Here is a 12,614-nt window from a genome sequence, read left to right as displayed (position 1 = left end):
CGGGTCGAACGCCGTTACTTGAACTCGATGCCGAGGTCGTGCATCCCGTCGTTGTTCTGTGCGACGTTGATGAGAAGCGGCGTCACCGCCTCGATTTCGGCGGCGTTGGCGAGGCCGCCGCCGTCGAGGGCGCGGAGGCCGTCGATGCCCTCGGCGAGCAGGCGCACGGTCTCCTTTGCGTCCTCGTCGTCGGCGACGAGGAGCGTGTCGATGCCGAGGTCGGCGTCGAGGTCGGCCAGTCGACCGGCCGCGAGGTTGTGGAACGCGCCGACCACCGGCACGTCGTCGGAGGCCGCGTCGGCGACGAGCGCCGTCACGCTCCCCGCTTTCGGCGGGTGGTAGTGGAAGCCGTCGTCGTCGCGCTTGATGCCCGCGGCGGGCGTGACGAGCACGTCGCCCTCGGACAGGGAGTCGGCGACGGCCTCGACGGTGTCGGAGACGTGGTACGGCGGCACGGCGAGGACGACCACGGAGGCGCGGTCGGCGGCCATCTCGTTCGTGAAGCCGTTTACCTTCACGTCGCGGCCGCGGCTGGAGAGTTCGGTCTCGTACTCGTCGGCCTTCTCGCGGGCCTTGTCGGGGTCGCGCGACCCGATGATGACCTCGTGGTCGGTGTGGTAGGCCCAGCGGAGGGCGAGGCCCTCGCCGATGTCGCCGGTCCCACCGAGGAGTGCGATTCGCATACTCACACCTCCGGACCGAGCCGACCTAAAGGGTTGTGCGACCGGTCGGTTCTGCCTGTGTCCGCGACCGGGGGGAACTATCGACTGTCGTCGTCGGACTCGACGAGCGCCTGCACCCGCTCGAAGCCGTCGCGGTAGACGAGCCACCACGCGACCACCGGGGCCAACAGCAACAGCGGCCCGACGAGGAACAACTGCGTGAACGGGTCCGGCGGGAGGAGGTACGTCCCGACGACGACCACGAGCGCGTCGAGCGCGAGCAGCGTGACGACGAAGGCGCGGAGGTGTCCCATCAGCGGCCCTCCGGCGGCGAAACGGGAGTCGGAGTCGGAGTCGGAGTCGGTGCCATCAGTCGAGGAGGTCCGGAACCTCGTTCACGTCCTCGACGACGGCGGCCGCGCCGATTTCGGAGAACTTCTGTCGGCCGTCGTCGCCGGTCAGGCCGCCCGAGAGGACGCCGACGCCGTAGTAGACGCGGTCGGGGTCCGCGGCGTCGGCGTTCAGCGCCGTCTTCACGTCGTCGAGGGTGTCGCCGACGAAGACGACCGACTCGGCTCCGAGGCGCTCCGCGACCGTCACGAGCGCGGCCGGGTGGGGCTTTCCCTCCTCCCAGTCGTCCATCGTGAACCGGTGGTCGTCGGCCACGTCGAGGGCGACGCGGTCGAGCGCGATGTCGGCCTCGGCGCTGGGCCGGCCGGTCACGACGCCGAGTTCGCGGTCGCCGAGCGCGTCGAGCGTCTCCGGGCGGAGGAGCACGGGTTCGTCGTGGATGTAGCCGGCGGCCTCGAACGGCGGCTCGCCGCCTTCGAGGTCGCCGTAAAGGTCGCTTCCGAGATAGAGCGCCTGAAACGTCTCCCGGAGCGCCTCGGGGTCCCACTCGTCGAAGACGACGCTCGGGTCGGAAAACAGGGCTTCGACGGTCGCCTCGGCGGCGTCGAGGCCGCCGCCGCGGGCCTCGATTTCGTCGGTGAACTCGGCGACCGACAGGTCGGTCTCGCGGACGGCGAGGACGTACAGCGCCGCCGCGTACGTCAGTTCCCAGTCGTTGTTGAAGCCGCCGGCGTCCTTGAACAGTTGGACCTCGTCGCGGGAGATGGTCGTGCCGTAGTGTCGGTCCACGGATTCGACGATGGCGCGCCGGTAGGAGTCGGCGACGTCGACGAGCACTCCGTCGATATCGAGGACGACAGCGTCCGCGTGCATACCGGAAGCGCGCGGCGAGCGGGCAAGTGCCTTACTCTTGGGCCCGGGCGGGCTAGTCCCGCCGGGCGCGCTGGCCCCGCCGCCCGTGCTCGGCGACGTACAGCGTGTCGCCCGGAAGCCTCTCGCGGGCGACCGGAATCGAGGGTTCGTCGTAGCCGAGCGTGGTAAACAGGAAGTCGGCGTCGGCGCGGCGGGCGACCTCGACCGCGGGTCCGTGGAGTTCGACGGGGACGTTCAGGGCGTAGACGACGCCGGCGTCGGCGTAGGGGCCGAGGTCGGAGGCGTCAGCGCGGGCGAACACGTCGTCGCGGACGAACGAGACGTCCTCGGGGACGGGGAACTCGTGCACGTCGACGGCGACCACGTCGACCCCGCGGTCGGCGAGGGCGGCCGCCACCGACGGCTCCCGACCGACCCCGAGTTCGACCGCGCGGTCGTACCCCGACAACCGTCCGACGAGCGCGTCGCGAAGCGATTTTTTCACGTCGGGATATTTATGAAGCGTCCCCGCTTAATCCCTCGCATGCTCGTCGATATCGTGCCTATCGGGGATATTTCTGCGGCCGTCAAGCGGGAGGCATCCGCCGGACTCCGCTCCGTCTACGACTGCGACGTGACCGTGCACTCGAATCAGGCGATACCCGAGGGCGCGTTCGACCGGAGCCGAAACCAGTACCGGGCCGAGCAGTTCATCGAGCTGGCGAGCCGCATCGGTCGCGGCGAGAAGAACATCGGCATCACCGAAAAGGACCTCTACTACCGCCGCCGAAACTACGTCTTCGGCCTCGCGTACCTCAACGGCAACGGCTCCGTCATCTCCACGTACCGCCTCCAGACCTCCACCGACGGCGGCATCACGAACAAACCCGCCGACGAGGTGCTGTCCGACCGCGTGCGAAAGGAGGTCGTCCACGAGATCGGCCACACCCTCGGCCTCGAACACTGCGACAACAACAAGTGCGTCATGTCCTTCTCGCCGACGGTCCGCGAGGTGGACGTGAAAGAAGAGAACCTCTGCGGCACCTGCAGTCGGCTCGTCCACTAGCGCTCGGGAACCGGTCTCGGTTCGTCTGGGCTCGGTTTGTCTCGGCTCGGCTCGCCCCGTCTCGTCTCACCCTTTTTCTCGTCGCGGCACGTGTGTACAACCATGAACTTCGTCGTTGCAGTAGACGGCTCTGCGGCCGCCGACAGAGCGCTCGACCACGCGCTCACGATGCTCGAACCGCTGGGTGCGACGGTCACCATCGTCCACGCGGTCGAACCGCAGGTCCTCGTCGAAGGCGGCGAGGAACCCGTCGCGGGCGTCGCCAGAACCGGCGACCGAATCGTCGCCGAGAGCCTCGAAGACGCGGAATCGCGCGCCGAACACGTCCTGCAAGCGGCCGCCGAACGCGCCGCCGACGCGGGCGTCGAAGCGACTACGGAACTCCTCTACGGCGACCCCGTGGAGGCGATTCCGACCTACGCCGACGAGGCGGGCGCCGACGGCATCTTCGTCGGCCACCGCGGCCTCTCGAAGCGCTACGAGGGGCTGGTCGGCAGCGTCGCCAAGGAACTGGTCGAGCGGGCGTCCTGCCCCGTCACCGTCGTCCGCTGAATGCGCCGACTCGACGGGCGCGACGGCGGCGGACAGCCCCTCAGGACCGCCCTCGCGCTCTCGGTCGTGACCGGCGAGCCGTTCGAGATGGCGAACGTCCGCGGAAATCGCTCGACGCCCGGGCTGAAGGCCCAGCACGTCGCCTGCGTCTCGGTCGCGGCCGCCGTCTCGAACGCCGACGTCGCCGGCGACGAGGTCGGGTCGTCGACGCTCCGCTTTTCGCCCCGCGAGGTCCGAGCCGACCCGGTCGAGGCGGCCGTCGGCACCGCCGGGAGCGCGACGCTCGTTTGCGAGACGCTGCTCCCCGCGGCCGTCGCTCTCGACGACCCGCTTTCGCTCACCGTCACCGGCGGCACCGACGTTCGGTGGTCGCCGCCGACGGACTACCTCCGGTACGCGAAGCGCCCGCTGTGTTCGGCGTTCGGCGTCGAGTTCGGCGTCTCGGTGCCTCGTCGCGGCTTCTACCCGGCCGGCGGCGGCACGCTTTCGCTCCGCATCGCGCCGGCCGAGCCGACACCGGTCGAACTGACCCGCCGCGCGGAGCCCGACGAACTCCGGGTCTACTCGGTCGCGAGCGAGTCGCTCGCGGACGCCGCGGTGGCCGAGCGACAGGTCGAGGGCGTCCGCGACGCGCTCGCCGAGGCGGGCGTCGACCTCCCGATTCGGTCGTCGGTCTCGTCGGCCGAGAGCGACTCGCCCGGTTCGGCCGTGGTCGTCGTCGCTCGGGGCGGAGAAGACGAGAGAGCAGGCGACGGTTCCGCGTCGCTCGTCGCCGGCTTCGACGCCTACGGCGAGCGCGGCACGCCGGCCGAGACGGTCGGGTCGCGGGCGGCCGACTCGCTTCTCGACTGGCTCGGCGGCGACGCGCCGGTTGACCGCCACATGGCCGACCAACTGCTCGTCTGGGTCGCGCTCGCCGGGGGTCGCGTGCGGATTCCCGCCGTCACGGACCACGTGCGGACGAACCTCGACGTGATTCGTGCCTTCGGCTACGACGTGACGCTCCGGGCGGGCGAAGACGGGGACCGCGGCGCGGGGGCGGGCGCTGGCGCAGGTCCGGGGGCGGAGACGGAGGCGAGGACCGGCGCGGTCGTCGAGTCAGACGGCGGCCGCTGACCCGAAGCTCCGGCTTCGGCAGCCTCAGGGCGCGTATTTTCCGGTCAGTTGCGTCTCGGCGGTGACGTGTCCCGCGATGGCGCGTTTCAGGTCGGCTTTCGTCGCGCCGGCGACGAGGTCGAGGGAGGTGTCGAGCGCGTACAACAGGAACCGATAGGTGTGCTCGCCGTCCGGCGGGTTCGGGCCGCCGTAGCCCGTCTCGCCGTAGCTGTTAGTTCCCTCGACCGCGTCCGGCGGCGTCTCGCCCGCCTCGATGGCGTCGGTGCCGGGGTCGATGTTCCAGACCAGCCAGTGGTCCCACACCTTGCCCGCGGGTTTCACCGCGTCGGGGTCGTCCATCACGAGCGCGAGCGAGGCGGTCCCGGGGGGAACGCCCCCGATTCGGAGCGGCGGGCTCTCGTTTTCGGTCGCGTAGCCGTGGGTGCGGGGTATCGGGCTTCCGTCGTCGAACGCCGGGCTTCGGAGGGTGAGCCCGCGGCGGCGCTCGCTCGAATCACTCGATATCATTACCCGCCCGTTGGGCGACCAACGACAAAACGATTCGTTCGGCCGAATCGACCCGTCAGCGGCCGTGAACGACGCGGATTTCGATTCCATCAGGGTCGGAGACGACGAGCGAGTCGGTCGCGCCGGCCGCGCCGGCCGCGTCGCCGTCGCCGGGTTCGTCCCCGCCGAACCCGCCCTCGTCGAACTCGTGGCCGCCGTCGACCAGCGACTCCCGGACCGCGTCGAGCGTCGCGGCGTCGGGGACGACGACTTCGAACCACTCGATGCCGCGGCCCTCGCCGGCGGGGGCGCTTCGGGTGTTCCAACTGTTCAGACCGACGTGGTGGTGGTACTCGCCGGCGGCGACGAACGACGCGCTGGGGTAACCCTCGTCGCGGACGCGCATGCCGAGCGCGTCGACGTAGAAGTCCCGCGAACGGGGGACGTTCGTGACTTCGAGGTGGACGTGGCCGAGGTCGGTGCCGTCGGGCGCGCGGTCCCCGCCGGCGGCGTCGTCGGCGAGCGACCCGAGGTCGAGCGCGAGCGTGTCCATCGACACCCGGCGGTCGTCGGTCCACGGCCACTCCTCGCGGGGCCGGTCGTAGTAGACCTCGACGCCGTTTCCCTCCGGGTCGCGGAAGTACAGCGCCTCGCTGACGAGGTGGTCGGACGCGCCGGAGAGGGTCGCGCCGGCGTCGGTTGCGCGGGTTCTGGCGCGGGAGAGCACGTCGCCGAGCGCGCCCCGGTCGGGCACGCGAACCGCGAGGTGGAACAGCCCGGCCTCCCGGCGACCGCGCTCCGGGGCGTCGGGGTCCTCGTCGAGGACGACGACGGGGGTCTCGCCGGCCGAGAGGACCGCCCGCGAACCGTCGCGCTCGCGCTCGACCGCGAGGCCGACCACGTCGCGGTAGAACGGGACGACGCGGTCGAGCGAGCCGACGCGAAGCGCGACCCGGCCGAGGTGGGTGTCGTCCGTGAGCGAGCCATCCGAGGGGGAAGCGTTCGTCATACCCACGTCTTCGAGCGTGACCGTGAAAACGCCCGTAGTAACATCGGAGTCACTCGCGGCGCGAGGCGTAACCGAGGGTGAGGGAGCGAAGAACGGAGAAACGGAGGGGTGGAAACGCGAGCGAACGGGTCGCTATTCGGCGTAGTAGTACTCGCCGGCGCGCTTCTGCTCGCGGTCGAGTTGCGAGTCGGGCTTGTTGATGCGCGGGCGCTGGGTGCGCTCGTCGCGGCGGAACGTGATGTCGAGGTCCGACAGGAAGTCGTTCATGCCGTCGCGCATCTCCTGGGGCTTCGAGGCGTGGCCCTCGATGGACGGCTCGCCGTCGAACACCATCAGGCGGTCCGCGAGCAGGTCCATCATGTAGATGTCGTGGTCGATGACCATGACCGTCGCGTCGTGGTTCTCGGCGTAGCGGCGGATGGCCGAGGTGGCCTGCACGCGCTGTTCCACGTCGAGGTGGGCCGACGGCTCGTCGAGCAGGTAGAGGTCGGCGTCCTGCGAGAGGCACGCCGCGATGGCGACGCGCTGGCGCTCGCCGCCGGAGAGGTCGGTGAGGTTGCGCTCCATGATGCGGTTGAGCTGGAGCGGGTTCGCGATTTCGGTGTTCCAGTACGACGAACCGAACTGGTCGGTGATAGACGAGAGGAACGCGTCGACCCGCATCGGCTGGTCGATTTCGATGTACTGCGGCTTGTACGAGATGTCGAGCGCGAAGTCGAGTTCGCCCATGTCGGGCGTCAGGTCGCCCGTAAAGAGCTGTGCGAGCGTGGACTTCCCGATGCCGTTGGGACCGACGATGCCGAGCACTTCGCCGTTGTAGATGGTGCCGGCCTCGACGTCGAGGGAGAACTCGCCGTCGCCGTAGGACTTGGCGAGTTCGGGGTACTCGACGAGGGGTTCGGCCTTCGTCGTCTCGCGCGGCGCGTGCTCCTCGAAGGTGATTGCCTCCGGGCGGATGCGCATGTTCTCGTTCGAGAGATACCCCTTCAGGTACTCGTTGATGCCGTTTCTGACCGACTTGGGGTCGGTGATGACACCGTACGCGCCGGGCTCACCGTAGGCGACGTGGAGCGTGTCGGCGAGCAGGTCGAGGATGGCGAGGTCGTGTTCGACCACGAGCACCGCGCGGTCTTCTTCCTCCGCGAGTTCGCGGATGAGCCGCGCGGCGGTGACGCGCTGGCCGATGTCGAGGTACGGCGAAATCTCGTCGAGGAAGTAGAAGTCGCGGTCGCGGGCGAGCGTCGCCGCGAGGGCGACCCGCTGAAGCTCGCCGCCGGAGAGCGTCTCGATGTCGTTGTCGACGACGGGACCGATGTCGAGGCGGTCGATGTAGGAGTCGAGCGCGCCGCGCTCGTCGGTCGCCTCCAGGAGGTCGCGGGCCGAGCCGTCGAACTGCTTGGGAATCTGGTCGACGTACTGCGGCTTGCGCGCGATGGAGACCTCGCCGTCGCGGACCTGCTCGACGTAGTTCTGGAGTTCGGTCCCGCGGAAGCGGTCGAGGACGGCCTCCCACGTCGGCTCGTCGCCGTAGTTGCCGAGGTTGGGGACCATCTCGCCTGCGAGGGCGCGGACGGCTGTGGTCTTCCCGATGCCGTTCGGTCCGAGGATACCCGTGACCGAGCCGGACTCGGGGACCGGAAGGCCGTACAGCGAGAAAGCGTTCTCGCCGTAGCGGTGGGTCGGCTCCTCGTCGAGCTCCGAGGGGAGGTTGATGATTTCGATTGCATCGAAGGGGCACTTCTCGACGCAGATGCCGCAGGTCTCGCCGAGGCAGATTTCCTCGGAGATGCGCACCTGGTCGGGACCGCCCTGCTCGGCGTCCTCGCCGCGGAGCGTGATGCACTCTTTGCCCGTCCGGTTCGGCGGACAGAAGTTCGAGCACTCGTAGCTACAGCGGTCGGGAGAACACCGGTCTAAGTCGACGACGGCGATACTATCGTCGGCCATCGTTAGATCTGAACACCCGAAGTCAGGAGGATGGCGAACGTGATGAACCAGAGCGCGAAGGTCATGAACACCACGTAGAGGTAGTCCTTCGCGCCGAACCCGTTGACGTCGACGCCGACGACGCGAAGCACCGGGAACTGGACGAGGACGAACGCCCCGAGGATACCCACGGCCAACTGATTGGTCGCGGCCTCGGGACTCGTCCCCACCACAGCCCCGGAGAGCACCGCGGCGGCGATGCCGGCGAGGCAGGAGAGTGTCGTGACCGTCACTCCGCGAATATGACTGGAGAGACCGGTCTGCGTTTCCGTGGCCATGTGTTCCTCTGCGATATCCGGCGTCAAAAGGCGTTCGTTCCTGCCGCCGCCGCGCGGATAAAGCGTTGTCGGCCGGTCGCGGGCCAACAAGGTTTATGCTGGTAGCGCGTTTCGATTCGTAACGATGGCTGGAACAGAAGAGGAGAGTCTCGACGACCTCCCACCGAGTGCGAAGCTCGTTTTCAAAGTGCTCGAATACAACGGTCCGCTCACCCAGAAAGGCATCGTCGAAGAGTCGATGCTCTCGGCGCGAACCGTTCGCTACGCGCTCGAACGACTCGAGGGAATCGGTATCGTCGACGAGGACGTCTACTTCGCCGACGCCCGACAGAACCTCTATCAGTTGACCGATCTCGCGCCGCAGCAGGCGCAGGCCAAAGCCGACGGCGGCAAGGAAAAGGCCTGCTGCGCCGAGTAACTAGAACCGCCGCGGAACCACCGCACGCTTCGCAGTCGGTGTCGGAAGAGACCAGTTGCGACGCGTCGCCCCGGTCGAAAACGACCGACAGACGACGAAAACGACGATTCGGCCGTTCTCCTAGGCCGGAACGACCGTAATCTGCTGTTTTCTATCGATAGCGTTCTCCAGTTCTTCGGCGATGGCGCTGCCGCGCGAGACCTGAATGTCCCCGCCGCGGCCGACCGTCGCCGTGAACAGGTATTCGTCGTCCGCGCGGACCTCGACGGTCTCGCCGACGTGGCCGTCCATCCGGACGATGACGTGCCGCGAGGTGACCTCGGGCGTCACGACGACACCCTCGCCGGCCCCGCCGGCCCCGCCGCCGGAACCGGACGCGCCGGACTGACCCCCGGCGTTCGCGCCCGCGTGCTGGCCCGACGACGAGGGCTTTTCGTCGTGGGTCCGCACGTCGATGTCGATGCCGAGGCGGTCTTCGACGTCCGAGATGCGGCCGCCGCCCTTCCCGATGACGTAGGAGATGTCGTCTTCCTCGACGTAGACGACCGCGCGGTTCTGTCCCTTCAGGTCGACGTCGACGTGGCCGCGGGCGATGGAGCGAATCTCGCGTTCGATCTCCTGTTTCGCCAGCCGGGAGACGCCGCTTTCTTTCTCTTCTCCGCCCTCGCCGAGCGGGACGGTGACGACCTGCCGGTTGAACGTGTAAATCTCGTACTCCGGCGTGCCGGTCTCGAAGTCCCGAATCTGGATGACCGGGCGGGCGAGGTCCTCCGCGAAGAGGCCCTCGGGCACCTTGACCTCGGTGCTCACGTCGTACACCGTGTGGACCTCGCCGTCCTCGATGTAGACGACGGTGTCGACGACCTGCGGAATCATGCCGAGTTCGACCCGGCCGACGAGGCGCTGGAGCGCGTCGATGGCGCGGGTGGCGTGGACGACGCCGACCATGCCGACGCCCGCGAGGCGCATGTCGGAGAACACCGAGAAGTCCTCGGTCTTTCTGACCTCGTCGTAGATGGTGTAGTCCGGGCGCACGAGGAGCAGGGAGTCGGCCGTCTTCGCCATGTCGCCGCCGAGGGCGGTGTACTGGGTGATGTCGGGGCCGACCTGCAGGTCGCGGGGCTTTTCCATCGTCTTGACCGCGTAGTCGCTGTCGTTGAGGAACTCGGCGACCGCCTGCGCGAACGTGGACTTCCCGGCACCGGGCGACCCGGCGATGAGGACGCCGCGCTGGCGCTCGGCGAGTCGGTCGCGGAGTTCGTCGGCGAACTCGTAGTCGTCGAGTTCGGTCTTGACGATGGGCCGGACGGCGGTGATTTCGATGCCATCGGCGAACGGCGGGCGGGCGACCGCGATGCGGTAGTCACGGAACTGGACGATGTCCATGCCCGGCTCGGAGAGTTCGACGAAGCCGTCGGTGGCGGCGCGGGCGGAGTTGACGATGTCGTCGGCCCACTCCTTCATCGTCGCCTCGTCGGTCGGCTCGTCGGCGATTGGCTGGTAGTGCATCTCGCCGACCGCGCCGCGTTTGGCCTTCGGGCGGGTGTCGGTCTTGAGGTGGACCGACATGGTCTGGTCGTCGAAGAAGCGCTCGATGATGAGTCCGCCGGAGCCGCGGACCGCGGCCTCGACGTACTCGACCGAGACGCCCTTCGCCTTCGCCACTTCGGCCTGCACCACGTCGCTCGTCAGGAGCGTCGCCGACCGCTCGGTGGCGATGTCGCGGATGAGCGCGTCGATGTCGCCCTCGCCGGCACCCTTCGTCTCGCCGGAGCTCGGGCGGCGACCGACGTACTTGAGGTCGATGACGCCGTCGTCGGCGAATTCCGCGAGACGCTGGAGCTCGGAGAGGCCCTCCCAGCCCGTGTCACGGCCGTCGTTGGCCTGCGATTCGAGTTCGCTGACGACCGCCTCGGGGACGAGTACGTCGGCACCCTCGTAGGTGCCGTCGTCGACTCGCTCGGACACGCGACCGTCGATGACCGCGCTCGTGTCCGGCACTATCTTCATGCGCGTGGGTTTGGGCGGGTGACGGATAAGGTTGTAGATAAAAGCGGTGACACCGCCGACGGGGCGGCGGGTGGTACCGCGGCTCTCGACTTCGATTCAGTCGTCGCCGGGCGCGACCGCTCGCCTCCCTCCGATGACTTCGAACGACCCGACGAGGCCGTCGAGGTCGGCCGCCCGCGACGACAGCACCTCGGTCTGGTCCGCGAGGTCGCCGATGGACGCGGACTGCTCCCGTGCCGTCTCGACGACGGTCCGCGACTGGCCGGCGGTCTCCTCGGAGATGTTGGCCACGTCGTCGACGCGGGCGGCGATGTCCGCCGCCGACGTTGCCTGCTGGTCGGTCGCGGCGCTCACCTCGGCCACGCTGGCGTCGATGTCCGTCACCATGTCCACGATGCTCTCGAACTCGCCGATGGCCTCGGTGACGGTCTCCAAACTGTCGGCGACCTGCCGGTTCATCTCCCGCACGTCGGCGAGCGTCTCCTCGGAGTGGTCGGTGATGTCGGCGATGAGGCCGGACACCTCGTCGGCCGAGTCGCGGGTCTCCTCGGCGAGCGACTTGACCTCCTGGGCGACGACGCCGAAGCCGTCGCCGGCCTCGCCCGCGTGGGCGGCCTCGATGGCCGCGTTGATGGCGAGCAGGTCGGTCTGAGAGCCGACGTGGTCGATGAACGCCGCGATTTCGTCTATCTCCTCGATGCTCTCGGTGAGTTCGGCGACCGCGTCGGCGGTGCGGTCGATTCGGGCCTCCACGGTGTCCAACTCCCGCATCGCCTCGGTCGCCGCGTCCCGGCCGACCTCGCCGCGCTCGGAGGCGGTCTCGGCGGTGGTGGCGACCTCGTCCGCGGAGGCGGCTATCTCCTCGACGGTCGCCGAGAGCGTGTTGAGTTCGTCGGAGACGGTCTGGAGGTGTTCGGTCTGCGCCCCCGCGCCGTCGGAGATTTCGGTGACCGAGGCGGCGACTTCCTCGCTGGCGGCGTCGGCCCGGCGGACGTGCTCGCGGGCGGTCGAACTCATCTCCGACACCGCCTGCGCGAACGACTGCACCTCGCCGATGGTCGACGAGAGGGTGCGGACGAGGTCGTTGTAGGTCGCCGCGACCTCCTCGTATCGCTCGTCGTCGACACCCCAGTCGTCGGTGTCGATGGTGGCGGTGAGGTCGCCCGCCTGCGCCCGCGAGGTCGCCTCGGCGAACGCTTCCACGAGGTGCTGGAGGTTGCGCGTGTAGTCGGCGAGGTCGCGCTGCATCCGGTCGAGCGCGTCGCCGAACTCGCCCGGCAGGTCCTCGTCGAGCGCCGGGTCGTCGAACCGCTGGTCGGCGAGCGCGCCCGCCTGCGAGGCGACGATACAGAGGTGGTCGTGCATCGCGCCGAAGTCGTCGGCAAGGCGGGCCACCTCGTCGTTCCCGGGCACGCCCGGGGGCCGGGCCGAGAGGTCGCCCGCCGCGACGCCCGCGGCCGCCGACGAGATGGACTCGATGGGCGAGACGATGTCTTTTCGCGTGATGATAATCGTGTTGACGAACGCGAGGCCGGCACCGAACAGGAAGAGCGCCGAGAGTTCGAGTCGGAGCGCGCCGGTCGCGACCCAGGGGAGCGCGGCCTGTGCGAGCGAGACCGCGAACTGGATGGCGACGGCTACGACGACCTTTCTCTCGACCGAATCCGAGATTCCGAGCGCGTCCATGCTTCCCCAGAGCAACCGTTCGTACGTCGAGACGAGTCGCATACTCGGACGTGCGGGGAACGCACAATAAGCCGGCCCGTGCATTCTCGTATTTTGATAACGTGGGGGTGCCGAGCGGCGCGACAGCAGTCGTCCTCCGGCG

At 68.9% G+C, this 12,614-nt stretch carries 14 protein-coding genes; 4 read left to right on the top strand and 10 right to left on the bottom strand.

All coding sequences use genetic code 11. The annotated features are described in order from the left end of the window. Positions 1 to 14: 14 nt before the first annotated feature. The 4 genes from npdG to C5C07_RS02350 form a co-directional block, all read right to left on the bottom strand. The gene (gene npdG, locus C5C07_RS02365) at positions 15 to 683 is read right to left on the bottom strand and encodes an NADPH-dependent F420 reductase (protein WP_115804480.1); all 669 of its coding nucleotides are present in this window, start codon (positions 681 to 683) and stop codon (positions 15 to 17) included. Positions 684 to 760: 77 nt separating this feature from the next. Further along, entirely contained in the window at positions 761 to 976 is a 216-nt protein-coding gene (locus tag C5C07_RS02360; RefSeq protein WP_004973468.1) for a hypothetical protein, read from the bottom strand. A 55-nt stretch (positions 977 to 1,031) separates the two neighbouring features. Further along, complete coding sequence (locus tag C5C07_RS02355; protein ID WP_115804479.1) at positions 1,032 to 1,886, bottom strand: TIGR01548 family HAD-type hydrolase; 855 nt, start codon at positions 1,884 to 1,886, stop codon at positions 1,032 to 1,034. 52 nt (positions 1,887 to 1,938) lie between these two features. Further along, a complete protein-coding gene (locus C5C07_RS02350; RefSeq protein ID WP_115804478.1) occupies positions 1,939 to 2,370 on the bottom strand; it encodes a UPF0146 family protein in 432 nt (143 codons plus the stop codon). A 39-nt stretch (positions 2,371 to 2,409) separates the two neighbouring features. On the opposite strand from C5C07_RS02350, the gene C5C07_RS02345 reads away from it, so the two are divergent. The 3 genes from C5C07_RS02345 (at position 2,410) to rtcA (ending at position 4,599) form a co-directional block, all read left to right on the top strand. Further along, positions 2,410 to 2,931, top strand: a complete 522-nt coding sequence (locus tag C5C07_RS02345) for an archaemetzincin family Zn-dependent metalloprotease (protein ID WP_004969113.1) — start codon at positions 2,410 to 2,412, stop codon at positions 2,929 to 2,931. A gap of 102 nt (positions 2,932 to 3,033) precedes the next feature. Continuing rightward, positions 3,034 to 3,483, top strand: a complete 450-nt coding sequence (locus C5C07_RS02340; protein ID WP_115804477.1) for a universal stress protein — start codon at positions 3,034 to 3,036, stop codon at positions 3,481 to 3,483. Further along, positions 3,484 to 4,599 (top strand): RNA 3'-terminal phosphate cyclase, encoded by a 1,116-nt coding sequence (rtcA, locus tag C5C07_RS02335; protein ID WP_115804476.1) that lies wholly within the window; start codon positions 3,484 to 3,486, stop codon positions 4,597 to 4,599. A 24-nt stretch (positions 4,600 to 4,623) separates the two neighbouring features. On the opposite strand, the gene C5C07_RS02330 is transcribed toward rtcA, so the two are convergent. From C5C07_RS02330 to C5C07_RS02315, 4 genes are all read right to left on the bottom strand, one after another. Continuing rightward, positions 4,624 to 5,106 (bottom strand): YbhB/YbcL family Raf kinase inhibitor-like protein, encoded by a 483-nt coding sequence (locus C5C07_RS02330; RefSeq protein ID WP_115804475.1) that lies wholly within the window; start codon positions 5,104 to 5,106, stop codon positions 4,624 to 4,626. Positions 5,107 to 5,161: 55 nt separating this feature from the next. Beyond that, positions 5,162 to 6,094: a VOC family protein gene (locus tag C5C07_RS02325; protein ID WP_115804474.1), complete on the bottom strand. Its 933-nt coding sequence runs from the start codon at positions 6,092 to 6,094 to the stop codon at positions 5,162 to 5,164. Positions 6,095 to 6,226: 132 nt separating this feature from the next. Next, positions 6,227 to 8,041, bottom strand: coding sequence for a ribosome biogenesis/translation initiation ATPase RLI (locus C5C07_RS02320; RefSeq protein WP_004973485.1), 1,815 nt, complete (start codon positions 8,039 to 8,041; stop codon positions 6,227 to 6,229). A 2-nt stretch (positions 8,042 to 8,043) separates the two neighbouring features. Continuing rightward, positions 8,044 to 8,358 carry a hypothetical protein gene (locus C5C07_RS02315; protein ID WP_004973486.1) on the bottom strand — a complete coding sequence of 105 codons (315 nt, stop codon included), beginning with the start codon at positions 8,356 to 8,358 and terminating at the stop codon, positions 8,044 to 8,046. A gap of 124 nt (positions 8,359 to 8,482) precedes the next feature. Between C5C07_RS02315 and C5C07_RS02310 the strand changes: the two genes are divergently transcribed. Beyond that, the gene (locus tag C5C07_RS02310) at positions 8,483 to 8,776 is read left to right on the top strand and encodes a helix-turn-helix domain-containing protein (protein WP_004044502.1); all 294 of its coding nucleotides are present in this window, start codon (positions 8,483 to 8,485) and stop codon (positions 8,774 to 8,776) included. A gap of 120 nt (positions 8,777 to 8,896) precedes the next feature. On the opposite strand, the gene C5C07_RS02305 is transcribed toward C5C07_RS02310, so the two are convergent. Beyond that, positions 8,897 to 10,786: a PINc/VapC family ATPase gene (locus tag C5C07_RS02305; RefSeq protein WP_115804473.1), complete on the bottom strand. Its 1,890-nt coding sequence runs from the start codon at positions 10,784 to 10,786 to the stop codon at positions 8,897 to 8,899. A 96-nt stretch (positions 10,787 to 10,882) separates the two neighbouring features. Then, positions 10,883 to 12,514, bottom strand: a complete 1,632-nt coding sequence (locus tag C5C07_RS02300) for a methyl-accepting chemotaxis protein (protein WP_115804472.1) — start codon at positions 12,512 to 12,514, stop codon at positions 10,883 to 10,885. Positions 12,515 to 12,614 lie beyond the last annotated feature (100 nt).

The sequence above is a fragment of the Haloferax sp. Atlit-4N genome (genome assembly GCF_003383025.1).
In the GTDB taxonomy this organism is placed as follows: Archaea; Halobacteriota; Halobacteria; order Halobacteriales; family Haloferacaceae; genus Haloferax; species Haloferax gibbonsii.
This window is presented reverse-complemented; position numbering and strand designations above follow the sequence as displayed.